Source organism: Streptomyces sp. NPDC021080, from assembly GCF_044333225.1.
Taxonomy (GTDB): Bacteria; Actinomycetota; Actinomycetes; order Streptomycetales; family Streptomycetaceae; genus Streptomyces.
The window spans coordinates 529,012-554,249 of the sequence record NZ_JBIRQM010000005.1 but is presented as its reverse complement, the minus strand read 5'-3'; the positions used below and the strand labels follow the sequence as shown (position 1 = coordinate 554,249).

The following is a 25,238-nucleotide window of genomic DNA, read 5'->3' as shown; positions in this document are numbered from 1 at the left end:
CGGCCGCGCCCGCCGGGTGACACCGTACGAGGGACGACAGCGACACGAGGACGGAAAGGGCGCGACGATGGGTGACCTGCTCCTCGTACGGCACGGTGAGACCGAATGGTCGATGTCCGGGCGGCACACGGGGTCGACGGACGTCCCGCTGACCGACAACGGCCGTGAGCAGGCGCGGCGGCTGCGCCCGCTGATCGCCCGGCACCACATCGCGGCGGCGTTCGTCAGCCCGATGCGCCGGGCGCGGGAGACGGCCGAGCTGGCCGGCATCGGCCACGCCCGCGTCGACCCGGACCTGTGCGAGTGGGACTACGGCGGGTACGAGGGGGTCACGACCGTCGAGATCCACCGGGAGCGGCCCGACTGGTTCCTGTTCACCGACGGCGTCGCACCCGGACCGCCCGAGCACCCGGGCGAGAGCCCGGAGCAGGTCGGGGTGCGCGCCGAGCGGGCGCTGGCCAGGATCGACGCGGCGCTCGCCGAGTCGGAGGGCAGCGTGGTGGTCGTCTCGCACGGCCACTTCCTGCGGGTGCTGACCGCGCGGCGGCTCGGCCTGACCGCCCAGTCCGGCGCCGTCTTCCAGCTCGGCACCGGGACGATGAGCCGGCTGAGCACGGAGCACCGCCGGCATGTGGTGGCAGGCTGGAATGTCAGACCCGACGCGTACTGTTCCCATGACTTCCCCTCCACGTCCTCCTCGGCGGGAGAGGGGACGGAGGAACACTGAGCCGCGGCCGGGCCGGAGCGCCGCGGCTCCACCGACCGGTGGAGGGAGCGCGCCGTGACACGACCGCCGACCGCCGCGCAGCGGCGCATCGTCGACGCGGCCGACCCCGTGACCGGGCGGCTGAAGGGCACCGAGGCCCAGCTCGCCGCTCTGGTGAAGCGGGGGCTCGCCTTCCGTCATCCGCGTCCGCCGCGCGACCACTTCCTGACCCCGGCCGGACATCGGCTGCGCGAGGATCCCGGGCCCCCTGAGCCTGCCGACCGCGCCGAGGCACCGGCTCCGGCGACGTCCGGGGTGTTCGCGGCGCGGATCGGCGGCGAGGAGGGGGCCGAGGAGGGTCCCGCGCGGCTCAGAGAGGTGCACAGCGCCTGGCAGGGGCTGCTGGAGCTGCGCCGGATGACCCGTCCGGACGGCGCGACCGGCCTTCCGTGCGGCTGGGAGCGGACCCATCTGGTGCAGGCCGCCGCACTCGCGCTGGAGGCGGCGGGGCACCGGCCCGCCCGGGCGGAGGGCGGCGGCTACCGCATACGGGCGACACCGCAGCCGGAGGCCGTCGCCGTGCACGAGCCGGACCCCGCGGCGCTGCGGGCCTGCGCGGCCACCCTGGAGAAGGCGGGCTGGCAGACCGGCGAACACGCACAGCCGCGCACGGGCGTCCGGTACGTTCTGGCCTCGCCCAGGCGGACGTGAGCCGCGTGCGCCGGGGCGGGGAAACCGTGAGGACCGTCGCGGTCGTGGAAGCAGTCGCCGTCGAGTCGTCGTCGAAGGGAAAGTCGTGGCAGAGCCGTTCTTCGTCCCCGTGACCGTGCGCGGATACGAGACCGATACGCAGGGCCATCTCAACCAGAGCGTGTACCTCCAGTACGCCGAGCACGCCCGCTGGTCGATGCTCCAGGCGGCCGGGATCAGCCAGACGGAGCTGCTGGCCCGCGGTGTGGGCCCGGTCGCGCTGGAAGCGACGATCCGCTACCGGCGCGAACTGCGGGCCGGTGACGAGGTCGAGGTGACGTGCGCCTTCCTCTGGGGCGAGGGCAAGACGTTCCGCGTCGAACAGACCATCAGGAAGACCGACGGCACGGTGGCCGCCGAGATCACGGGGGTCGGCGGGCTGATGGACCTCGCCGAGCGCCGTCTGGTGCCCGGAGCCCGGGACGCCTTCAAGTCACTGGCCACCGACCCGGGTCCGCTGGGCCTCTGACCGGACGGCCGCCCCGCAGACCCGTGGACCGACCCGCCGCCGACCTGCCGCACGGCCTACGCGTCGACCAACTCCGGCCGGTGCTCGGCGTCGTAGGCCGCGCGGGACTCGGCGATCGCGACGCGGTGCCGCTCGGCCCAGTCGGTCAGGGAGAGCAGCGTCGCATGCAACTCGCGGGCCACCGGGGTGAGTTCGTACTCGACCTTCGGCGGCACCGTCGGATGCACGGTGCGGGTGACCAGGCCGTCGCGCTCCAGGTTGCGCAGGGTCAGGGTCAGCATGCGGCGGCTGATCCCCTCGATGCTGCGCTCCAGTTCGGTGAAGCGGATCGGGCCGTGCGCGGCGGCCACGATGATCAGCACGCTCCATTTCCCGGCGACCCTGTCAAGAACCTCGCGGACCGGGCACGCCTGCGCGAGCACTGCCTGCGACGTAACACCGGTGTTCCCCTGGGACATTGAAGTGCCTCCTTACGTCGGCCTCCCATGGTCACCCACGATGTACCCCGTTACAAGTCGTGCACCAAGGGAGAACGTCCGTGGAACCCGAGCGGTCCACGGAGAACACGGAGGTCACCGTCATGCTGTCCCGGACCGGACCGGCGAGGACGCCGGCACCACGAACCTTCTCCCGGTGGGCTTCGCTGGCCGTGCTGTGCGCGGGGACCCTGATGACGGTCCTGGACGGGAACATCGTCACCGTGGCCATGCCCGCCGTCCAGAGCGACCTCGGCTTCTCCGCCCCCGGTCTCGCGTGGGTCGTGAACGCCTATCTGATCCCGTTCGGGGGGCTGTTGCTCCTCGTGGGCCGGCTCGGCGACCTGCTGGGCCGCAGGCGGATGTTCACGGCCGGACTGGCCGTGTTCACCGCGGCGTCCGTGCTGTGCGGCGTCGCCGACGGGCAGGGCACGCTGATCGCGGCCCGCGCCCTGCAGGGCGTCGGTGGGGCGATGACCTCGGCCGTGGTCCTCGGGATGCTGGTGGCGCTGTTCCCCGAGCCCCGCGAACAGGGCCGCGCCATCGCGGTGTTCAGCGCGGTCGGTGCCGCGGGCGGGGCCCTCGGCACCTTCCTGGGCGGCGCGCTGACCCAGGCGCTCGGCTGGCACTGGATCTTTCTGATCAACCTGCCGATCGGCGTACTGGCCCTGGTCGCGGCGCTGCGGATCCTCACTCCGGACAAGGGAACCGGGCTCGGCGCGGGCGCGGACTATCCCGGCGCGGTCCTGGTCACCGGTGCCCTGATGCTGACGGTGTACGCGATCGTCGGGGCCGGGGACCGGGGTCTCGGCGGCACGCTCGCCCTCGGCGCGCTCGCACTCGCCCTCTTCGCCGGCTTCACGGCGCGCCAGGCACGGGCCGCCCGCCCCCTGCTGCGGCTGCGGCTGCTGCGTTCGCGGGCCCTGACGAGCGCGAACGGCGTACAGATCCTGATGATCGCCGGGATGTACGGCTTCCAGTACATCGGCGCGCTCTACCTCCAGCGCGTCCTCGGATTCAGCGAGTTGCTCACCGGTACGGCGTTCCTGCCCGCGCCGGTCGCCATCGGCGTGCTGATGCTGACCCTGTCGGCGCGCACGGTCGCCCGCTTCGGCCCGTACCGCGTGCTGCTCGCCGGACTCGCCCTCATCACGGCGGGTCTGGCCCTGCTCGGCCGCGTCCCCGCCGAGGGGGCGTACCTCACCGACGTGCTGCCCGCGCTCCTGCTGCTGTCCGCGGGCTTCGCGGCCGCGATGCCCGCGGTGACGGGTCTGGCCATGTCGGGCGCCCGGGCGGAGGACGCCGGTCTGGCCTCGGGGCTGTTCAACACCACGCAGGTGGTGGGCGGTTCCCTGGGTCTCGCGGTGCTGACGACCCTGGCGGCGAGCCGCACCGAACGGCTGACCGGCGCGGGTGAGCAGGTCCTCGCGGCGACGGCGGACGGCTACCGGCTGGCGTTCACGGTGGCCACGGCCGCCGCGGCCACGGCCCTGATCCTGGCCGCCGTCCTGCTGCGGCCCCGGCGGGTCCCGACGGCTCCCGAGCGGACGGCGGCTCCCGGCCGGACGGCGGCTCCCGAACCGATCGCGAGCAGGTAAAGCGTCAACTCCCTTTCTCCGAACGGGTGTACGTCACCTTCGAACTCTGGTAGGAAACTTTCCTAACAGTACGCGGAAACACCGCTCCCCCATCGGAGGTACCGTGCACACCCCCCACATACGCCCTTCGCGGCGCACCCTGCTCACCTTGATCGGCTCCTCGCTGGTGGCAGGATCCCTCCCCCTGATCGCCTCCCAGACCGCGACCGCCTCGGCGGTCGGTCTGGACGACCCGGCGAAGAAGGAGATCGCCATGAAGCTGGTCTCCAGCGCGGAGAACTCCTCGCTGGACTGGAAGGCGCAGTACAAGTACATCGAGGACATCGGCGACGGGCGCGGCTACACCGCCGGGATCATCGGTTTCTGTTCGGGCACCGGTGACATGCTCGACCTCGTCGAGCTGTACACCCGGCGCAAGCCCGGCAACGTCCTGGCCAAGTACCTGCCGGCCCTGCGCGAGGTGAACGGCGGCGACTCCCACGAGGGCCTGGACCCCGGCTTCCCGGCCGACTGGCGCCGGGCCGCCCAGGACACGGCGTTCCAGCAGGCCCAGAACGACGAGCGGGACCGCGTCTACTTCAACCCCGCCGTGGCGCAGGGCAAGGCCGACGGCATCGGCGCGCTGGGCCAGTTCACGTACTACGACGCCGTCGTGATGCACGGCAACGGTGACGACAGCACCAGCTTCGGCAACATCCGCAGGCGGGCCCTGGCGAAGGCGAAGCCGCCGGCCCAGGGCGGTGACGAGGTGACGTACCTGAACGCCTTCCTCGACGCCCGGGTGTGGGCCATGAAGCAGGAGGAGGCCCACTCCGACACCACCCGGGTCGACACCGAGCAACGGGTCTTCGTACGCAAGCGGAACCTGAACCTCGACACGCCGCTGGACTGGAAGGTCTACGGCGACAGCTACCACATCGGCTGAGCCGCGCGGCACGGGGCGGCATGAGACGGGGGGGACCGTTCCGGGGCGCGCACGTCCGTGCGCGCCCCGGCGGCGGCCGCCGTGGACCCCGCTCGGGTCCACGGCCACCGGCCGAGGGCCGTCCCCCTCGGCCGGAGTTCCGCGGCGGTCAGGCCCCTCCCGCGATCGGGACGGGGCCCGGCCGAAGTTCCGTGCCGGTCACGCCTCTTCGGCGATCCGGGCGAGGCGGCGCGCCTCGTCCCGGGTGGCACGGGCGACGGCGTCCTCGTCCACGTGCAGCAGCCGACCGTCCTCGACGACCGGGCGGCCGTTCACGAGCGAGAGCGTGACCGGGGCGGCGGCGCCGAGGACCAGTGCCGTCACCGGGTCGGCGATCGAGGCGTGCGCCAGGGTGTCCATCCGCCACAGCACGAGGTCGGCGAGCTTGCCGGCCTCCAGGGAGCCGATCTGGCTCGCCCGGCCGAGGACCTGGGCGCCTCCGTAGGTGCCCAGGCGCAGCGCCTGACGGGCGTTCAGGGCCGCCTCGCGGTGGGCGCCGAGCCGGTTGATGAGCAGGGCGTTGCGCAGCTCGGTGTGGAGTTCGCCGGACTCGTTGGAGGCGGTGCCGTCGACGCCGAGGCCGACCGGGACGCCGGCCGCGAGCATGTCGGGGACCCGGGCGATCCCCGCGGCCAGCCGGGCGTTGGAGGAGGGACAGTGGGCGACACCCGTCCTCGTCCGGGCGAAGGCGGCGATGTCGGAGTCGTTCATGTGGACGCAGTGGGCCATCCACACGTCCTCGCCGAGCCAGCCGGTCGACTCGAAGTACTCGGTCGGGCCCATGCCGAACAACTCCTTGCAGAACTGCTCCTCCTCCACGGTCTCCGAACCGTGCGTGTGCAGCCGTACCCCCTTGCGGCGGGCCAACTCCGCTCCCTGCCGCATGAGTTCGGTGGATACGGAGAAGGGCGAACAGGGCGCGACGGCGATCTGGGTCATGCTGTCGAAGGAGGCGTCGTGGTGCTCGTCGACGGTCGCCTCGGTGGCGGCCAGCGCCCCGTCGAGGGTCTCGACGGCGAAGTCCGGCGGCAGTCCGCCGTCCTTCTCGCTGCGGTCCATGGAGCCGCGGGCGAGGGTGAAGCGGACGCCGGTCTCGCGGGCGGCCCGGATGATCGCGCCGGACAGGTCCCCGGAGCCCTTCGGGAAGACGTAGTGGTGGTCCATGGCGGTGGTGACGCCGCCGCGGGCCATCATGGCGAGGGAGCCCTGGGCGGCCGCGTGGACCATCGGTTCGTCGATGCGCGCCCAGGTCGGGTAGAGCGCCACGAGCCAGTCGAAGAGGTTGTGGTCCGTGGCGAGGCCGCGGGTGATCCACTGGTAGAAGTGGTGATGGGTGTTGACCAGGCCGGGCGTGGCCAGGTGTCCGGTGCCGTCGACGCGGCGGACCACGTTCTCCAGGTTCCCGGGGGCCTTTCCGGCGCCCACCGACTCGATCCTGTTGTCGGCTACGACGATGTGCCCCGAGGCGTACTCGGTGTCGCCCGCGTCCACGGTCGCGACGGCGCAGTTCTCGATGACGATGCGCTGGACTGCCACTGCGGTTCCTCGTTCTTCCCGTCGGCGGACGGACCCGGGGCCGAGCGGGGTGACGACCGGGTCCGTGGTGGCGGTTCTACAGGTTGGTCAGGTCCACCGGGATGCGCGGCTCGCAGCCGTCACGCAGGACGGTGGCCTCGATGAGCCCGTACGGGCGGTCGGCCGCGAAGTAGACCTCGTTGTCGTTCTCGAGGCCGAACGGCGTCAGGTCGACCAGGAAGTGGTGCTTGTTCGGGAGCGAGAAGCGGACCTCGTCGATCTCGTCGCGGTGCTCGATGATCCGTGCGCCCATCTCGTACAGGGTCTGCTGGAGCGAGAGGGAGTAGGTGTCCGCGAAGGCCTGGAGCATGTGCTTCCTGACCTGCTCGTAGGACGTGTCCCAGGCGGGCATCGGCTGCTCGCCGTCGGTCCAGCCGAAGCGCCAGCGGCCGGAGACCTGGGTGGCCAGGATGCGGTCGTGGGCCTCGGGGAGCGTCGTGTACCTGTCCTTGACGAAGCCCCAGAATTCGGAGTCCGTCGTGTTCATCACGACGAGGTCCTTCAGACCCGAGACGACCTCCCACGCGTCGCCGTCGTAGGTGATCTGGGTGACGCGGGTCTCCTGGCCCTTGCGGACGAAGGAGTGCCTCGGCTCGTCCGCACCCGAGGCCCGGGACTCGTCCGCACCTGAGTCTCGGGACTCGGCGTCCGGGACCTCGATGCGTTCCCAGGCGTACTCCTCGATGCGGATGCGCGCCCGCTTGATCGGCTCCTGGCCGGTCACGAAGTGCCGGGCGAGGTGGATGCCGAACCGCTCGGCGGACTCGATGCCGTGTTCCTTGGCGAAGGCGTACACCGTGTTCTTGGTGGTGTCGGTCGGCAGGACGTTGGCGTTGGAGCCGGAGAGGTGGACCTCCTCCATGTCGCCGCTCAGCGCGACGGACACGTTCAGGTCCTTGACGTGGTGCGTGGCGCCGTCGCGGGTGATCCTGACGACGCGGTTCTCGGCCTTGCCGTACTGGTTCTGGCCCAGGAGCACCGGGCGGCCCTTGCGGGAAGGTTCGGTCATGTCTGCTAGCTCCCTCGGTAAACGGAGTAGCCGAACGGGTTGAGCAGCAGCGGTACGTGGTAGTGCTCGCCCGGCCTGACGGCGAAGGTGACCCTCACCTCGGGGAAGAACGCATCGCTGTCCCGATTCGCGGGGGCGTCCTGCTGCGCATCGGCTCGCTGTGTCGTTGTCGCCGGATCCTGCTCGAAGTACCGCTCGACCTCGAAGTCGAGCCGTACGTGGGTCGTGCCCTCCGGGAGCGCCGGAAGGTCCTTGCACCGGCCGTCCGTGTCGGTCGCGGACCCGCCGAGCGCCCGCCAGTCGCCCTCGCGCCCGGCGCGGGCGGCGAGCCGGACGGCGACGCCGCGGGCGGGGCGGCCCGCGCTGGTGTCCAGGATGTGGGTGGACACGGAGGCCGTGGTGTCGGTGCTCATGTCTCTTCTTCCTGTACGGGGCCGGCGGGCACTTCCTGTGCGTGTGCCCGTCAGCCGCCCGGTGCGCCCGGCGGCTCGTCGCGCACGAGACCGCCGAGCCGGATGCGGTTGATCTTCCCCAGTTCGACGCGGACGATCTCGCGCTCCCGCTCGGCGGTGTTGCCGATCCGCTCCCTGACCGCGTCGCGCATCTGCTCACCGGTCCGGCCGGTGGCGCAGACGAGGAAGACATGGCCGAACTTCTCCTTGTAGGCCAGGTTCAGTTCGAGCATCTCCGCTCTGAGCTCGGCGGAGGCGCCGGCCATCCCGCGCTGTTCGCGCGAGGAGGTCGCATCGCCGGGCTTCGGCCGTCCGATGGGCGGGTGCCCCGCCATCGCCTCTGTCAGGTCGGCGGTGGCGAGGCCCGCCGTGGCGGCGTCACTCTCGGCGTACAGGTCTTCCGCGGTGGAGTAGGGACGGGCGGCGAGCAGCCGCTCGGCCCAGGCGCGGGAGGCGCACACCTCGTGGAGGACGGCGAGGGCCGCGCTCTCGTCGAGGGCGTTGAAGCGGGCGAGGCCGCCGGATGCCGTGCTCGACGTCATGGGGAGCCTCCGTGGCCTGGTGCTGGACGGGCTGCGCCCAGCTAACGCCCTCGGCGACAACCGCGTCAACACTTTGTTGAAAACTTTGGGTTACGAGGGGTGACGGAAGCCGGGCAGCGGCGAACCGGGATCACCATGTCCACTCTGCACGGCATCGGCACCCGGCGCTCGCGGTCGACGCGGGGCGGCACCGCGTCGCCCGATACAAGACGGTGTGTCACGCGCCGGGCGGATGAACCGCCCACCTGGGACCTCTCGAAGATCACCGGGGGGAGACGCTGCCTTATGCTCACCTCTTCGCGGGCGACGGTCGCCCCGAGAACCTTGTCGAAGGGTGCAGACATGCGGTGGTCGTCCCGGTCGTTCAGGCCGAGTTGGTCGGCTTTGCCCGGAGCGTTGCGCAGACGCCGGGTCGCTTTCGGCGCAGGACTGGGAGGCGTGGTCGCCGCCGTGGTGGCGGGAGTCTGCCTGTGGCCGTCCGGCGACGGAGGCGAGTTGCCGACGGCCCGAGCGTACCGGGACGTGGACGCCTGCCTCCTCACCGACAGCCGCGGAGTCGCACCGGGCGTGCCGGCGGCACCGGTGTGGGCCGGTATGCAGGAGGCCTCCCGCGCGACCAAGGTGCGGGTGAGTTTCCTGTCGGCGACGGGGCCGGACACCCGGGCGAACGTGGAGCCCTATGTGAACTCCCTCGTGCAGGAGCACTGTTCGGTGGTGGTGGCCGTCGGCGCGACGCCGGGACAGGCGGTGCGCGCGGTGGCACCCCGTCAGAAGCACGTGCGCTTCGTCGTCGTGGGGGACGGACCGGGATCGGCGAACGTCTCGGTGGTGAGGGAGGGCGGCAAGCCGGAGGTGCAGGACCGGATACGGGGGCTTCTGACCTCTCTGACCGGCACGTCCTGATTCACCGTCAGTAGTCGGGTTCAACTCGGTTTCGGGTGCGCCCTCTTGGGTAAATCGGGCAGCCTCCGACCTGCGAACATAAGGATCAAGTAAGAAGATCAACTGACTATGGTCAGAGAGTGACCGGTTGAGGAACTATCGAGTCGTTTTCATGATCGATACGTATCCACAAAAGGTCATTTCATGTCTCCCGTCTGGCGTCGCCGTTCCTCCCAACCACCACCCTGGTCACCTCGCCGCAAAGCGGCGCGCATGGTCGTGGTGGTCGTCTGTTTCCTCCTGTCGTTCGTGCCGAGCGCAGAGGAGGCGGTGGCGCAGGGGATGACACTGCCGGCGCTGAGCATGCCGAAGCTGTCGGTGTCGGGCCTCTGGGACTGGCTGCGTTCCCCTCATCTGAAACTGCCCAAGCAGCAGGGCGGTTCGGCGAGCGGGCTCAAGCACACCACCTCGGCGGCTCACACCCGGGCGAAGGGCGGGCGCGGGCACAAGTCGGGCAAGGGCAAGGGGCAACTGCCCGAGTACACCCGGCACAGCCGCGGCAAGAAGACGGTGACCACGGGCGCGGCCAACGGCCGGGACGGGTTCAAGGCGTCGACGAGCAAGCGTGACGCGGCCAAGTCGTCGGCGACGACGGACCTGTTCCGCAACGCCAACGGCACGACGACCAAGCGCGTGTACTTCTCCCGACACAACTTCCGTGCCGCCGACGGCTCCTGGAAGCCGATCGACACCACGCTGGTGAAGTCCGGCGGGCGTTGGCGGGAGAAGGCCAACGACGTGGCGGTGAACGTCGCCGGTGTCGCGGGGGACGACCGGCTGGCGTCGGTGGAGTCCGAGTCCGGGCACCAGGTGGCGTACGCGCTGGACGGCGCGAAGGACGTGCCGGGCGTCACGGACGCGGACGGCACCGTGACCTACGCCGGCGTGCTGCCGGACACGGACCTGAAGCTGGTACCGCTGGCGGACGGCGTCAAGGAGAAGATCGTCCTGTCCTCGGCGAAGGCGCCGACGTCGTGGTCGTTCAAGCTGGACGCCAAGGGTCTGACGCCGCGGCTCGCCGACAAGGGAGCCGACAAGGGGTCGGTCGAGTTCACCGACGCCTCGGGCGCCGTGGTGGAGCGGATTCCGCACGCGTTCATGCAGGACTCGCACCTGAACCGCAGGTCCGGGGAGCCGACGAGGTCGCAGGCCGTGGAGTACGGACTCTCGCGGTCCGGCGACGACTGGATCCTGACCATGACGGCGGACCGGTCGTGGCTGGGCGCCGAGAAGCGGGTGTGGCCGGTCACGGTGGACCCGACGCTGGCCATCAGTGACAGCACGTACGCCGAGAGCGGCCTCTCGGGCGACCACTCGACGGAGGACGTGCTGAAGGTCGGGTCCTACGACTCCGGCACGCACAGCGCGAACTCGTTCCTGCACCTGACGGGCCTGACCGGCATGATCACCGGTCAGAGCGTGTCGGCGGCGAGCCTGCACCTCTTCGACATCTGGGCCGCCACCTGCACCGCCGAGCCGTTCTCCGTCGCGCCCATCAGTGCCTCGTGGTCGGGTTCGACGGTCACCTCCTACCCGGGCCCGGCGTGGGACAGCACCGCGCTGGGGTCACTGACCGCCAACCCGGGTGCGGCGTGCACGAACTCCGGCGGTTCGCGGTCCACGGGTACGTGGATGAACGTGCCGCTGAGCACCTCCTGGTTCAACGGCATCGCCGGCGGAACGGTGAGCAACCACGGCCTCGCGCTGTACTCGACGAACACCGACGCCCTGCACTGGAAGCAGTTCGACTCGGTCAACGCCCCCACCAGCTACCGGCCTTACCTCGACCTGACGCTGAACGGGAACGTGGCCCCGCAGATCGACGCCTCGTACCCGCCGGACAACTACAACACCCAGACGCTGAAGCCGGAACTGGTGGCGTACGGGTACGACTCGGACAACTACCCGGGCTCGGCGCTGAAGTACCAGTTCCAGCTCCTGGACTCCTCCACCGGTTCGGTGATCTCCGACTCGGGGCTGATCACCGGCGGTGACTGGACCGTCCCCTCGGGGAAGATGGCCTGGGGCGGCACCTACCTGTGGCAGGTGCGCACCTACGACAGCCTGCTCTACTCGCCGTGGACGCAGAGCGAGCTCACGGCCACGGTGCCGCAGCCCGTGGTGACCTCGGGCCTGTCGCAGAACACCGACGGGCACGACTTCGATCCCGCCGTCGGCAACTACACCACCTCCGACACCGACGCCGACGTGCAGACGGTGGGCCCGTCGCTGTCGGTCGAGCGTGACTACAACTCCCTGGACCCGCGCGTGGACGGCGCGTTCGGCGCGGGCTGGTCGACGGTCGCGGACATGGAGGCCACCGAGGTCAAGGACTCCTCGGGCGCGGTGACGAGTGTCAACATCACCTACCCCGACGGCTCGCAGGTCGGCTTCGGCAAGAACGCCGACGGCTCCTTCACCCCGCCGCCGGGACGCTGGGCGTCGCTGACCGCGACAACCACCCCGGCCGTCGGCTACAAGCTGGTCGACAAGGACGACACCGCCTATGTCTTCCAGACGGGGATCACGGGCAGGACCGGCGCGTACGCGATCACCTCGATCACGGACTACGCGGGCCGTGCGGAGACCTTCGACTACAACACCGCCGGCCAGCTCACCACGATCACTTCGAAGGTCTCGGGCCGGACGCTGAACCTCACCTGGTCGAAGCCCTCGGGCGCGACCGTCTCCCACGTGGCGACGGTGGCGACCGACCCCTCGAAGGCAGGGGACTCAAGCACGGTCGCGACCTGGAACTACAGCTACACCGGTGACAGCCTGACGCAGGTCTGCCCGCCGGAGGACCCCACGCACTGCACCTCCTACGGCTACGCGAACGGCAACCACTACCGCACCACGGTGCTGGACGCGGACCCGTTCGCCTACTGGCGCATGGGCGAGACGTCCGGCACGACGGCCGCCGACGGCGTGGACACCAACGAGGGCAACCTCAACGGCGCCTACCACAACGTCACCCTGGGCTCGGCCGGACCGCTGGCGAGCAGCCACGCCGCGTCGTTCAACGGCACCAGCTCGTACCTGTCGATACCGTCCACGCCGGGCGCGACGCGTACGTACGCGTCCGTGTCGCTCTGGTTCAAGACGTCGCAGGCCGGCGGGGTGCTGTTCTACTACGGTGACAAGCCGCTGACCGACTCCGACCCGGTCGCCAACACCAAGTACAACACCCCGGCGATCTACATCGGCACCAACGGCAAGCTGCACGGCTGCTTCGCGATGGCCGCGGGCTGCAACACCCCGCTCCAGTCCGCGAGCGCGGTCAACAACAACGCCTGGCACCAGGTGGTGCTCACCTCCGCGGGCAACACCCAGTCGATGTACCTCGACGGCGCCCTGACCGGCACCATGGCCGGCAGCCTGTGGTCGTGGAACCAGCCGTACGTCACCTTCGGCGCGGGCGTGGACACCCACGGCTGGCCCGACATGCCCACCGACACCCTCGGGCACTACAACGGTCTGATGGCCGAGGCGGCGATCTTCAACCAGCCGCTGAACGCGTCGACGATCGCGGGCCAGTACACGGCCGCCAAGGCGTCCACGAAGGTGCTGCAGACCATCACGCTGCCCTCGGGCAAGACCCAGAACACCGTGCAGTACAACGCGGTCGACGACACCATCTCCCAGGAGACGGACAACAACGGCGGCGTCTGGAAGCTGGTCCCGCCCACGGTCACCGGCTCCTCGCAGGTCTACCGCTCGGCGGTGATGGGCGGCAGGCCCTCCGGCTACTGGCGGCTGAACGACACCTCGGGTGCCGCAGCGGCCAACGAGGTCAACACCGGCCACGCCACCTACAACAACGTCACCCTCGGCGACACCGGCCCGTTCGGGTCCGCCGACGTGAAGGCGGCGTCGTTCGCGAACGCCTCCAACTCCTATGCGAGCCCCGGCACTTCGGAGGTCGACACCTCCAAGAGCTTCAGCGTCTCGGCCTGGGTGAACCTCGCCTCGACCACCCGCAACTACACGGCCGTCAGCCAAGACGGCACGTACCACGCCGGGTTCTACCTCGGTTACGAGCACACCCAGAACAAGTGGGCGCTGCGGGTGCCGACGGCCGACTCATCGAGCGGCAACCTGACCACGCAGGCCGTGTACTCGACGGCCATCGCGGCGACCGGCCAGTGGACCCACCTCACGGCGAGCTACGACGCCACGAGCGGGCTGCTCTCGCTCTACGTCAACGGCACGCTCCAGGGCACGATCGCACGGCCGAACGTGTGGTCCGCGACCGGCGCCCTGCAGATCGGACGCGGCCTGTACGCGGGGGCCGAGACCGACTACTGGAACGGATCGCTCGCCGAGGTCGCGGTCTACCGCTCGGCCCTGAGCGCCGCCCAGGTGACGCAGCAGTGGGCGGCGTACAAGTCCTCCTCCGGCGTCGCGCCGGTGCGGACGGTGCAGATCCAGGTGCCGACCCCCGACGGGTCGACGAAGTACATCAGCTACGGCTACGACGTCGACAACGGTGACCGGGTCCTCTCCCAGACCGACGCCCTGGGCAACCGCACCACGTACGGCTACGACACCTCCGGCTTCGTCTACACCACCACCGACCCGGACGGGAACACGACCACGACCGGGCACGACGTGCGCGGCAACGTGGTGTCGAAGTCGACGTGCCAGAACCAGGCGCAGAACCTGTGCGAGACGGACTACTACACCTACTATCCGGACGACACGACCGCGAACCCGACGCCGGACCCGCGCAACGACCTGCTGCTGACCGAGCGGGACGGGCGTTCCTCCGGTCCGACGGACAACACGTACCTGACGAGCTACGGCTACGACGCGTACGGCAACCAGACGACGGTGACCACCCCGCCGGTGCCGGGCTTCCCCAACGGCCGTACCAGCACCACGACGTACACCACGTCGACCACGCCCGCCGCGGACAGCGGTAACGCGCCGGCGTACCTGGAGGCGTCCACGATCACGCCGGGCGGCGCGACCACGACGTACTCCTACAACCACACCGGTGACCTGGCGAAGCAGACCGACGCCAACGGCGCGTCGGTGGCGTACAGCTACGACAACATCGGCCGCCGGACGACCAAGACCGAGACATCGGACAGTTATCCGTCGGGGCTGACGACGTCGTACGCGTACGACAAGGACGACCAGGTCACCACCGACACCGCCCCGCCTGTCACCGACCGTGTCACGGGCGCGACGCACACCGCGCAGACGACGACGGTCTACGACGCCGACGGCAACGCCACCTCCGAGACGATCAAGGATCTGACCGGCGGCGACGGTCCGCGGCGCACGGAGTGGACGTACGACTCGGGCAACCGGAAGACCGCCGAGTCGCAGGTGTCGGCGTTCAACGCCGACGGCTCGGACAAGACGCTCCAGAGCACGACGTACACGTACGACGTGTACGGCAACGTGATCACCGAGGTCGACGCGTCGGGGAACGAGACGGACTACACCTTCGACGCCGACAACCGTCAGATCACCGCCACGCAGCCCGGCTACACCGGCGACCCGGACCACCCGTCGGCGGCGCGGACGCTGACGCTGGACTCGCGGGCCTACGACCCGGCCGGACGGCTGGCCTCGGTCACGGACTCGATGGGCTTCACCACGTCCTACACCTACACCGACAACGGGCTGCCGTCGACGATCACCCGCACGGACGCGGTGACGGACCCGAACAACCCGAAGTCGTTCGTGCAGCAGGCCAACACCTATGACGCGGCCGGCAACCTGACCAAGGAGGTCTCCAACGACGGAACGACCACGACCACCTACGCGGTGGACGCGGCGTCCCGCACCACGAAGACCACGCTGGACCCCTCGGGTGTGAACCGCAGCGACACGGTGTCGTACGACCCGGACGACCACGTGGTCACCTCCACGCACACCGGTGCCTCCGGCAACCCGGAGACCACCTCGTACTCCTACGACGCGCTGGGCAACACCACGTCGGCCGCGGTGCACGACGGCACCACCGCGCCGGTCGGACGCTGGAAGCTCAACGAGACCTCGGGCAGCAACGCGGCCGACTCCTCCGGAGCGAACAACGCCGTGACCCTCACGAGCGGGGTGACGAGGTCCACCGACCACGGCGGCAGCGCCGTGTTCAACGGCACCTCCACGTCGTATGCCGAGACCACGAGTCCCGTCGTCGACACCGCCACCGGCTACACCGTGTCGGCGTGGGTCAAGCTCGGCTCCTCGGCGGCCAACTCCACCTTCGTCTCCCAGAACGGAACCTCCACCAGCGCCTTCCAGCTCTACTACTCCTCCGGAGGCAACACCTGGGCCTTCGGCGGACACGCGGGCGACACTCCGGCCGCGGCCTGGACCGCCGCCTACGGCGGCACCGCCGTCGTGGGCCAGTGGACCCATCTGACCGGTGTCTACGACCCGGCCGCCGGCCAGTTCAGCCTCTACGTCAACGGCACCCTGGCTGGCACCAAGGCGTTCACCACCCCCTGGAACGGCACCAGCACGTTCGACATCGGCCGCAAGATGTCCGCGAACACCTGGGGCGAGTTCGCCAACGGCTCCGTCTCGGACGTCCAGGCCTACTCCGACGTGCTGTCCGCCTCCCAGGTCTCCAGCCTGTACGGCGGAACGCTTCCCGCGGCCGGCTCGACGGTGCACACCACCCGGGCGCACCTGGACGATCGGGGGCTCCCGACCTGGGCGGCGGACGCGAACGGCAACGTCACGTCCTACTCTTACGACGAGGCCGGGAACGCCGCGGTCACCACGGCGCCGACGGCGAACGCCGAGACGGCCGACGCCTCGACGGGCACCTCGACCGTGAGCGCCTCGCACCCCGTGGCGTACACCGGTTACAACACCTTCGGCGAAGTGGCGGAGACCAAGGACCCGAACGGCAACGTCGTCACGACCGGGTACGACCCGCTGGGCCAGCAGGTCTCGCAGACCCTGCCGTCGTACACGCCGCCGGGCTCCTCGACGGCGATCACCCCGGCGACCTCCACGCAGTACAACGCCGCCGGTCAGATCACCACCGAGACCGACGCGCTGGGCAAGGTCACCTCCTACACGTACGACCAGCTCGGCGACCAGGTGAACGAGACCCTGCCGGGCGGACGCACGTCGCACTCCACCTACGACACCGACGGTGACCTGCTGTCGGTGACCGACCCCACCGGCGCGGTGACCCAGGCGACCTACGACTACCTGGGCCGCCAGCTCACCTCGACCGACGTCGAGAGGCGGCCCACGCAGGCCGCGTACACCACCGTCAACCACTACGACTGGCCCGGCGGTCTGCTGTCCTCGTCCGTGTCGCCGAACGGGGTGACCACCTCGTTCACCTACAACACGGCCGGCGAGCAGACCAAGGTCGTGGACGGCGCGAACAACGCCACCCAGTACGAGTACGACCTCGACGGCAGGGTCACCAAGGTCACCAACCCGGACAACACCTACTCGAAGGCCACCTACGACGCCTTCGGCAACTCGGCCGGCACCGCGGAGTACGACTCCACCGGGATGCTGCGCCGCACCACCTCCGCGACGTACGACCCGGAAGGGAACCTGACCTCCTCCACCGACGGCAACGGTCACACCACCACCTTCACCATCGATGCGACGGGCATGGTGACCAAGGAGGTGCAGCCGGTCGCGGCCGGGAAGTCGATCACCACGTCGTTCGGATACGACGCGGTCGGCAACCTCACCCGGTTCACCGACGGCAACGGCTACGACGCCTCGGGCAACCCCGTGGCCGGGCACGACTGGCTGACCACGTACAACAAGTGGGGCCTGCCGGAGTCGCAGATCGAACCGTCCACGCCGACCTATCCGGCGGTCGCGGACCGCACCTACACCACCGTCTACGACGGCAGCGGGCGGGTGGCGAAGCAACTGTCCCCCGGCGGCGTGTCCGTCACCGACTCCTACGACCAGACCACCGGTGACCTGACCAGGCAGACCGGCAGCGGCGCCGAGGCGGCGACCGCGGACCACACCTACTCCTACGACTCCGACGGACGCGTCACCTCCGCCGCCGCTCCGGGCACAGACGACACGTTCACCTACGACGACCGCGGCGACCTGCTGACCACGGCCGGACCGTCGGGAACCTCGTCCTTCGCCTACGGCGGTGACGGACAGATGACCTCGCGCACCGACGCGGCGGGCACGTCCACCTACGGCTACGACACGGCCGGCCGTCTGAAGACGGTCAACGACGCGGCCACCGGGTCCACCGCCACCGTCGGCTACAACTCGATGTCGCTGCCGTCGACCGTCTCCTACGGCACCGGCAAGGCGAGCCGCAGCCTCGGATACGACTGGGCGCACCGGCTCACCAGTGACACCCTCACCAAACCGGCGGGCGGAACCGAGGCGTCGATCGCCTACGACTACGACCTGAACGACAACGAGACCACCAAGACCACCACCGGATTCGCCGGGGCGGCCTCCAACACCTACACCTACGACTGGGCCGACCGGCTCTCCTCGTGGAACAACGGCACCACCACGGCCACCTACGGCTACGACAACGCCGGCAACCGCACCCAGGTCGGCGCGGACACCTACACATACAACGCCCGCAACGAGCTGACCTCGGACGGGCACAGCACCTACAGCTACACGGCCCGCGGCACCCTGAGCTCGACCATCAGCGGGGGCCAGACCGCCACCACCGCCGCCGACGCCTTCAACCGGGTGATCACCTCCGGAACGAAGACGTACGCCTACGACGGCCTGGACCGCATGGTCACCGCCGGCATCGGAGGGTCCAACCAGACCTTCTCCTACACCGGCATGGGCAACGACCTGGCCTCGGACGGCGGCACCACCTACGGCCGCGACCCCGGCGGCGCGCTGGTCGGCATCAACGCCTCCGGCACCAAGGTGCTGGCGATGACCGACGTGCACGACGATGTGGTGGGCCAGTTCACCGACTCAGGCACCGCCCTGACCGGCTCGACCACCTACGACCCGTTCGGCAAGGTCCTCACCACGATGGGCATGGTCGGCTCCCTGGGCTACCAGTCCGAGTGGACCGACCCGGACACCTCCCAGGTCGACATGGCCGCCCGTTGGTACAACCCCAACACCGGTCAGTTCGCGTCCCGCGACACCGTCGGCCTCAACCCCGTCCCCGACTCGGTCAATGCCGACCGCTTCGCCTACGGCAGCGACAACCCGCTGACGGCCACCGACCCCACCGGTCACTGGTCGATCATGGGCGCCATCAGGTCCGTGGGACACAAGATCAAGAAGAAGGCCTCCTCGGCCTGGCACCACTCCAGCGTGCGCCGCGCGATCAGCTCCGGCATCAAGCACGTCAGGAACGTCGTCCACCAGGTCAAGAAGCACGGCATCGTCGGCGCGGCCAAGCACTACGCCCACAAGGCCGCCCACTACGTCCACGACCACTATCCCTCCGTCTACCACTACGTCAAGCACAAGTACCAACGCGCCCGGCAGTACGTGCACCGTGCGATCAAGAAAACGAAGGCCCTTTACCACGCCAGCGTCAAGGCGGCCGTGCACGCGGGCAAGTCAATCAAAAACACGCTGAAGAAGGCCAAGAGGGCCGCGGACAAGTTCGTCAAGAAGCACAAGACCGCCATCGTCGCGACGCTCGCCACTCTGGCCGTGGTCGGTGCGGGCGTCTGCATCCTCGCCACTGGTGGGGCCTGCATCGGAGCCATCGGCGCGGCCTTCCTCGACGGCGCCGCGTTCGGAGCTGAAGCCGCAGCCGCCAGCGCCGGAATCGCCTCAATCCTGGAAGGCGGTTCGGCCCTCATCGGAGCCGGCGCCGTCGCCGCAGGTGGAGGCGCAGTCGCAGTCGAAGCCGGTGTCGGGGAGGACGCCGCAACAGGTACCTCCGCAGCCAAGTCGGTCAGCTCCGCCGCACCGAAGTCGGCCGGAGGAGCCTCCAAGGCCGGCGAGGCCGAGGCCGAGGGCGAGGGCGGCGGCCTCAAGGCGCCCAAGAAGTCGGGCGGTAGCAGCTCGAACGAATGCACTGGTTGTAGGTGCAGCTTCTCCCCTGACACCAAGGTGCTGATGGGGGGCGGCAAGACCAAGGCGATCGGAAAGATCAAGGTCGGCGACAAGGTCGAGGCCGCGAGTGCCAAGACGGGCAAACACCAGGGCGCCCGCAAGGTCCAGCACGTGTGGATCAACCACGACCACGACCTGCTCGATGTAACCATCCGCACGAAGGACGGCCACAAGGCCACCCTCCACACCACCGCCAACCACCCCTTCTGGAACGACACCACCCACACCTGGAAACCGGCCGGCGAACTCCACCACGGAGACGCCCTCAACACGGTCGCCAACGGCCACGTCTACGTCGTCACCACTCGAGTCACCCCTGGTGCGGCCAACCGCTGGAACCTCACTGTCCAGCAGCTCCACACGTACTATGTGTTCGCTGGTAGTACGCCGATCTTGGTCCATAACACCGATGGCGCTTGTCCGACTGACGATGAGGTAGGGCTTGCGGCCGCCGAGCGTGCTGGCGACCACTTTGACTACCCCGGAGGTGTCACCGGCGCTCTCCGCTCGGACGACGGCGAATGGTTTCCGGATGCGCTTTCCTCGGGAGGCAACAATATCCACTCAAGCGTTGACGGAAATCCTGCACCTGGAACAAAATCAGGCTACAAGCATCACCTGGAATCTCAAGTGGCGGCACTCATGCGCAAGTCTCCTGGGATACAAAAGGCAACACTTTACATTCACTTTCGGGACCCGGAAGCCGAACGGAAAGTATGCTGGGCCTGTGACACCACGTTGCAAGACATGCTCCCGAAGGACACTTCCTTGACCGTCGTATTCAGGCTAACGAACGGTAGTATATTCCGATCGAAACCATACATCGGTAACGCAAACTGACACTCGATAAAAAAATGAGGCCGGACCCGAACTACCGGGTCCGGCCTCGCGCTTGGTGAAATCAGACCGTGCCCCCTACGCTCGCCAGCGCGCTCCGGAAATCTTTTCGAGGCGGGATAGACGGTCAAATTTGGGTGAGACTACATCCACGTCCCAGCCAGTGCCGGAATCAGCTTTAATAATCTCCGCGAGCGTTTCATCCCCCATGAAGATCCGGTAGCCCGGCGCTGGCCACTTCCAGGTTCCGAACTCGACTTCTTCCAGTGGGGCGAGAACTTCTGCCAGTGCTTCGTCGGAAACAGCGAGCGCCCGCATTCTGGCGTTGGCACCACAGACGACTTCTCTCACGATATTGTGCACGAGAAAGTCGGTAAGCCGTTCTGAATTTCTCTCCCAGGGCGCGTAGAGCTCGGCGTCGAAAACACTGTCCGAGTCGTTCGGGTCGATACACCAGCGCCAATCACCTGTGGAATCAATCATGAAAATAGCCTTGCCGTCTTCGGCAATGCGAATTCGCTCAGGCGGAATCATTGACGTTGTGTAAGTGAGCCGTACGTCCCACCGCCTGGTCAGCGTGTGCCATTCTTTTAGCGGTTCAGGCAGCCAATCGCAGGAATCTGGAAGTGGTGTCCCGCTTTTACTGGGTGCGCCATACCAAGTGGCTAGGAAGTTGGGCAGATCAATATTCTTGGGATCGATCACGAAACGATTGTCTCATGGAAGCATCTTGGGGTGGTCTTCTTGTGAGGGCCTGCACGACCCTGGTAGCGCTGGCTTGAGAACCTCCTGCGTGGCGCTGCGGATGCAACCCCGAGTGCCCCTTCAGCACTACTGAACTTGAATGGGTGATGTCGGGGACGCGGCCCAGTCAGCTGTGAGTGAGTGCCACGTCTGGCTTCGTTCATGAAGGCGGACAGCGTTTGTCGATGACTTTGGGCAGCGATCGGTGATCACTGGGCCTCAGCATGTCGACGAGTTTTGACGGCGCTGGAGGACTCCCCGGCTGCTGATTGTGCCCGGACTGTGCCCGCGAGGTTCAGGCGATGGACGGCCGCCTTGGATCGGTCGGAACGATCGCGTGCTCGTCGAAGAGCTGTTCAAGGGCTTCATGGCCGTGCTCGCGACGGTATGCCATCTCGGCTCCGGTGACCGGCAGGGCCCAGAGGATGCGGGCATGGCCGTCCGGCAGCGGGCAGTGCTCCAGGTCAGGGCCGTGCAGGTAGGGAAGGCTGATCAGCAGGTGGTCACAGTGGGACCCGGGCAGCCACGGTTCCCCGATGGGCAGGCTGTGCTCGAGATCGAGGTGGTGATCGGCGTGGTAGCAGGCGGTCATGGCCAGAAGATCAGCGAAGCGTTCGTCGCGGAGGGACGCGGTGAGGACGAATTCGAGTCCGTGGCCATCCCTCTCAACCGTGGACCAGCAGCCGGCGGTGATGTAGGCCCAGCTGTCGGCGCGCGGTCCTGGGCTGACGGTGAGGATCCTCAGGTCGGGAACTGCTTCCCTTCGTCCAGATCCCAGGTCGTAGTCGCTGACCGTGATCATGTGGCCGGTGAAGAAGTCGCGAACGTGGGCTTCGACGCCTGCTATCGCCCGCTGGTTGCGCTCGCTCTCGAACATGACGGAGAGGATCTCACGGCTGGCTCAGGTGTCCTCGCTGTGAGTCCGCCCTGCCGCAGGCGGGGCGGACTCGGATGGTTCAGCTGGCTTTGACCGGTTCCTCGGCTCGGGCCCGGGTGGAGGCGAGGCGGTAGGAGTCGGTGCCGGTCTCGATGATGGTGCCGTTGAAGGTGAGGCGGTCGACGATGGCCGCGCAGAGGCGGGGGTCGGTGAAGGTCTTGGTCCAGCCTCCCAAACTCGTCGACATCACCCATCCGTGGAACAGGGCGCCTCCCAAACCCATCGACAAGCGACGTCGCTACTGCTCGATAAAGCCACACGTCCCTGCTGGCCTAACCGAACAGGTCGTTGGAGAAGCCTGCGGTCTGCAGCAGTGCGTCCTCGGACATCCACAGCGACACGGTGTCGATCGCGAGCGCCCTGTCGATGAAGCAGTCGCTCGGGATCTCCAGCAGATCGTCGAAGCGAACCTTCTGCCGGGTTCGCTCCGGGCTCCGCGGACCTCGCGTCACGGTCTGGAAGAAATCGGTGTGGACGATGGCCCAGCGTGTTGGACCGATGGCGAGGTTGAGGGAGTTCTCGGGGATGTCGGCGCCGCGCCACACAGAGACGCCGGCCAGGCAATCGGCCCCGGCCGCGCGGTAGATCTGCGCGGCTCGGCCAGCGTGCGCAACAACTTCGGCGACGCCGGTCACCTGGTATCCGATCTCCACCTGGTCGGCTGGCTGCCAGTACCGGAGGTAGAAGGCTCTTGCGGCTCCTTGCTCGGTCATGCCGCCTCCGTTCAGGGCTCGGGCTTCCCAGGAGGGACCGTTCCGGGCGTGCGCTGCTATTGGAGCACGACTCCGTGCAGGCAAGACCAGCAGGTCAGGGGTCCGGCAACAGGCCGGTGCCCGTCAGACAGCCGTCGATGACATCCGGACGGTACTGGAGGGTCTTGAGCTTGCGTTTCACGGCGCGGGTGACCTCGCCGAGGTTCGCTGCGGCAAGGTTGCCGATGTCGCGCTTGACCAGTGACCAGACACCTTCGGTCGGGTTGAGGTCGGGCGCGTAGGTGGGCAGCTGGAAGACTGTGAGCCAGTCGGCGTTCGCATCGATGAACTCGCGAAGCTGCTTGGTCAGGTGCAGGCGGACGTTGTCCCAGACCAGCACGATGGGACCGCCGAGCTGGATGCGGGCGCGGACGATCAGGTCACGGAAGTCGCGCCAGCCGAAGCCCTTCGGCTGGTCCTTGCGCCCGGTGTACTCCCGGACCGCGTAGAACAGCCGGGACCGCTGGCCGGGCTTGTAGCAGGTCATGCCGACCATCGACACCCGCCCGGAGCCTCGCCCGCGTACTCGAATGACCGGTGTGCAGCCCCGACGGCCCCAGGTTCTCGCGCGCGGCGGAGTCAGTGACTGTCCGGCTTCGTCTTCGAAGACCAGCCAGGCGCCGCGCTCTGCCGCGATGCTCTTACCCGCGGCCAGGTCTCCTTCTTCCACACCTCGACCGCGCTGTCGTCGCGCTCGATCGCCCGGCGGGTCGGCTGCTGCCAGCTCCAGCCGTGCCGCTTCAGCAGCTGCCAGGCGCCCTACACCGTGTAGGAGACGTGGAACAGCCGGCCGATCAGCGTCTTGATCCGTGCCAGTGTCCACCGCTGGTCCGCCCAACCGTGAGCCAGCGGCCCGCACTCCAACTCCCGCTCCAGCCTGACGATCTGGATTTCACTGAGCCGAGGTCTCCCCGGCGAGCCCTTCGACAGCACCCCCGCCTCGCCGCCCTCGCGCCAGGCCCGGCGCCACCGCTCGACCGACCGCACGCTGATCCGCAGGACAACGGCAATCTCCGCGTTCTTCTGCCCGCACTCAAAGCACTCCACAGCCTGGAGCCGCAACCGCTCCCGCGCTGCTCTCTACGCGTCCGTCAGCCCGCCACCCTGCGCGTACCTCACACCCCCAGGGCTACCGGCACCGAACGCTCGCTGTCAGACGAACGCCACCGACATCACCCGATCAAGTTCAGTAGCTGATGAGGTACTTGAGGTCTCTGACGGCAGTAGTTGACGTCAGCGGCCAAGGGTGGTGGTTCGTCGCCGTCGAAGTTACCCGTCTCGTTGATCTCCGGGCGCCGAGTGCGACGCGAAGGGTGTCGATGGCGTCTCGCTGGAGGCAGAGTCGGATGTGGGTGTACACGGGGGCGGGTGGCGCCGATGTGGGCATGGCCGAGGAATCCCTCGATCACGACGAGTTCCACACCCTGCTCCAGGAGCGGCGTGGCGGTCGAACGCCGGAGGTCGTGGAAGCGGATGTGGCGTACGCCAACTTTGCGAAGGAGCGTGGCGAAGGTCCTGGTGGGGTTGGTCGGGTCGATCGATCTGCCTTGGGGGCCGTGAATACGTGGCCGCTGTGCTGCCACGTATTGCCTGCGGCTTCGCGCTCGCGCCGCTGCTGTTCATGGTGGAGCTTCAGGAGGTGGAGACAGCAGGCGGGAAGGGCAATGCAGCGCTCGGAGTCCCACGTTTTGGTCAGTAGTGAGGCCACTGGTGCCGGTGCGCCGCAAGGTTCGACAGATGGCAACAGTGCCACTCTCGAAGTTGAGGTCTTCCCAGCGCAGGCTGAGGATTTCACGTTTGCGTAGCCCCGTGTGCAGCGCGAATTCGAATAGCACGTGCTGCCGGCGGTCTCGGTCGGTGGTGAGAAGTTGGCGTGCTTCCTCGGCAATAAGCGGTTCGAAGCGCCCCGGGTCGGGGTGTGCTGGTGCGGACGTTGCGGGCCACGTTGCACAGAATCTCTTCCTCGCGCACGACGTACTCAGGGCGGACTTGAGCACCGAGTGGATACGGGCGAGCGTCAGCCGCGACAGCCGGTGGCGGCAGCACGTCCGGACGGCGCAGCAACAGGCTTGGTCTCAGTTGGTGTCGATGCCGCGTGCGCAGCACTGGCAGGTTGTGCGAAGTTGGTCGAGCCAGGTGCGCATGTCTATGGCGGTGAGCTTGGCGAGCTTCTCCCTCCCGAAGCCGGAGATGACATACAGGCGGGCACAGGCGGTGTAGCGGGGGTGGGTGTTCCGCGGATCCGGTGGACGGCGACAACCCCCCTGCCAGTAGGTGTGGCAGGCTGCAAAGCTGCCCAGTGCGGCAGGGCGGGTAGCCGCGGTTGCTGTTGGCGATCTTTTCGGTCAGCCGGGCCAAGGCTTCCTTGCGGGTGGTGCCGTAGACGCGGATGTGCTTGCGGTTGGCGCGGCAGCTGCCGCTTCGCACGAGGAGTTCGCCAGCGGGCAGATGGCAAG

18 protein-coding genes and 2 pseudogenes are annotated in these 25,238 nt (G+C 68.5%); 7 read left to right on the top strand and 13 right to left on the bottom strand.

The features are described 5' to 3' along the window. The first annotated feature begins 67 nt into the window (after positions 1 to 67). The 3 genes from ACH4S8_RS15565 (at position 68) to ACH4S8_RS15555 (ending at position 1,925) form a co-directional block, all read left to right on the top strand. Complete coding sequence (locus tag ACH4S8_RS15565; RefSeq protein WP_398394004.1) at positions 68 to 727, top strand: histidine phosphatase family protein; 660 nt, start codon at positions 68 to 70, stop codon at positions 725 to 727. 54 nt (positions 728 to 781) lie between these two features. After that, positions 782 to 1,417, top strand: a complete 636-nt coding sequence (locus ACH4S8_RS15560) for a hypothetical protein (protein WP_398394002.1) — start codon at positions 782 to 784, stop codon at positions 1,415 to 1,417. 85 nt (positions 1,418 to 1,502) lie between these two features. Continuing rightward, positions 1,503 to 1,925, top strand: coding sequence for an acyl-CoA thioesterase (locus ACH4S8_RS15555; RefSeq protein ID WP_398394000.1), 423 nt, complete (start codon positions 1,503 to 1,505; stop codon positions 1,923 to 1,925). A 56-nt stretch (positions 1,926 to 1,981) separates the two neighbouring features. Here ACH4S8_RS15555 and ACH4S8_RS15550 read toward each other — a convergent pair whose 3' ends face one another. Continuing rightward, positions 1,982 to 2,383, bottom strand: a complete 402-nt coding sequence (locus tag ACH4S8_RS15550) for a helix-turn-helix domain-containing protein (RefSeq protein ID WP_355979029.1) — start codon at positions 2,381 to 2,383, stop codon at positions 1,982 to 1,984. A 122-nt stretch (positions 2,384 to 2,505) separates the two neighbouring features. On the opposite strand from ACH4S8_RS15550, the gene ACH4S8_RS15545 reads away from it, so the two are divergent. Next, positions 2,506 to 3,999 (top strand): MFS transporter, encoded by a 1,494-nt coding sequence (locus ACH4S8_RS15545; RefSeq protein ID WP_398394125.1) that lies wholly within the window; start codon positions 2,506 to 2,508, stop codon positions 3,997 to 3,999. 103 nt (positions 4,000 to 4,102) lie between these two features. Next, positions 4,103 to 4,924, top strand: a complete 822-nt coding sequence (locus tag ACH4S8_RS15540; RefSeq protein WP_398393997.1) for a chitosanase — start codon at positions 4,103 to 4,105, stop codon at positions 4,922 to 4,924. 198 nt (positions 4,925 to 5,122) lie between these two features. Here the strand turns inward: ACH4S8_RS15540 and ACH4S8_RS15535 are convergent, their stop codons facing one another. From ACH4S8_RS15535 to uraD, 4 genes are all read right to left on the bottom strand, one after another. Then, positions 5,123 to 6,499 carry an 8-oxoguanine deaminase gene (locus tag ACH4S8_RS15535; RefSeq protein WP_398393995.1) on the bottom strand — a complete coding sequence of 459 codons (1,377 nt, stop codon included), beginning with the start codon at positions 6,497 to 6,499 and terminating at the stop codon, positions 5,123 to 5,125. A gap of 76 nt (positions 6,500 to 6,575) precedes the next feature. After that, positions 6,576 to 7,547, bottom strand: coding sequence for a factor-independent urate hydroxylase (pucL, locus tag ACH4S8_RS15530; protein ID WP_398393993.1), 972 nt, complete (start codon positions 7,545 to 7,547; stop codon positions 6,576 to 6,578). 5 nt (positions 7,548 to 7,552) lie between these two features. Then, the gene (gene uraH / locus ACH4S8_RS15525) at positions 7,553 to 7,960 is read right to left on the bottom strand and encodes a hydroxyisourate hydrolase (protein WP_398393991.1); all 408 of its coding nucleotides are present in this window, start codon (positions 7,958 to 7,960) and stop codon (positions 7,553 to 7,555) included. Between the two features lie 50 nt (positions 7,961 to 8,010). Continuing rightward, positions 8,011 to 8,541, bottom strand: a complete 531-nt coding sequence (gene uraD / locus ACH4S8_RS15520; protein WP_398393989.1) for a 2-oxo-4-hydroxy-4-carboxy-5-ureidoimidazoline decarboxylase — start codon at positions 8,539 to 8,541, stop codon at positions 8,011 to 8,013. 438 nt (positions 8,542 to 8,979) lie between these two features. Between uraD and ACH4S8_RS15515 the strand changes: the two genes are divergently transcribed. Then, the gene (locus tag ACH4S8_RS15515) at positions 8,980 to 9,444 is read left to right on the top strand and encodes a BMP family ABC transporter substrate-binding protein (RefSeq protein WP_398393987.1); all 465 of its coding nucleotides are present in this window, start codon (positions 8,980 to 8,982) and stop codon (positions 9,442 to 9,444) included. A gap of 252 nt (positions 9,445 to 9,696) precedes the next feature. Further along, positions 9,697 to 20,352 carry a LamG-like jellyroll fold domain-containing protein gene (locus ACH4S8_RS15510; protein WP_398393985.1) on the top strand — a complete coding sequence of 3,552 codons (10,656 nt, stop codon included), beginning with the start codon at positions 9,697 to 9,699 and terminating at the stop codon, positions 20,350 to 20,352. A gap of 75 nt (positions 20,353 to 20,427) precedes the next feature. Here ACH4S8_RS15510 and ACH4S8_RS15505 read toward each other — a convergent pair whose 3' ends face one another. The 8 genes and pseudogenes from ACH4S8_RS15505 to ACH4S8_RS15470 form a co-directional block, all read right to left on the bottom strand. Next, positions 20,428 to 21,054 (bottom strand): hypothetical protein, encoded by a 627-nt coding sequence (locus ACH4S8_RS15505; protein ID WP_398393983.1) that lies wholly within the window; start codon positions 21,052 to 21,054, stop codon positions 20,428 to 20,430. 334 nt (positions 21,055 to 21,388) lie between these two features. Continuing rightward, the gene (locus ACH4S8_RS15500) at positions 21,389 to 21,970 is read right to left on the bottom strand and encodes a suppressor of fused domain protein (protein WP_398393981.1); all 582 of its coding nucleotides are present in this window, start codon (positions 21,968 to 21,970) and stop codon (positions 21,389 to 21,391) included. Between the two features lie 79 nt (positions 21,971 to 22,049). After that, positions 22,050 to 22,208 (bottom strand): annotated as a pseudogene (locus tag ACH4S8_RS15495) (ATP-binding protein); the annotation flags it as partial. Positions 22,209 to 22,302: 94 nt separating this feature from the next. After that, a complete protein-coding gene (locus tag ACH4S8_RS15490; protein ID WP_398393979.1) occupies positions 22,303 to 22,743 on the bottom strand; it encodes a hypothetical protein in 441 nt (146 codons plus the stop codon). Positions 22,744 to 22,837: 94 nt separating this feature from the next. Beyond that, entirely contained in the window at positions 22,838 to 23,365 is a 528-nt protein-coding gene (locus tag ACH4S8_RS15485) for a transposase (RefSeq protein ID WP_398394123.1), read from the bottom strand. Then, on the bottom strand, positions 23,362 to 23,526 hold the full coding sequence (locus ACH4S8_RS15480; RefSeq protein ID WP_398394121.1) for a winged helix-turn-helix domain-containing protein: 165 nt from the start codon (positions 23,524 to 23,526) through the stop codon (positions 23,362 to 23,364). The genes ACH4S8_RS15485 and ACH4S8_RS15480 overlap by 4 nt, the downstream gene beginning before the upstream one ends. 15 nt (positions 23,527 to 23,541) lie before the next feature. Further along, positions 23,542 to 23,844 (bottom strand): transposase, encoded by a 303-nt coding sequence (locus ACH4S8_RS15475; protein ID WP_398393977.1) that lies wholly within the window; start codon positions 23,842 to 23,844, stop codon positions 23,542 to 23,544. Between the two features lie 110 nt (positions 23,845 to 23,954). Next, positions 23,955 to 24,617, bottom strand: a pseudogene (locus ACH4S8_RS15470) (tyrosine-type recombinase/integrase). Positions 24,618 to 25,238 lie beyond the last annotated feature (621 nt).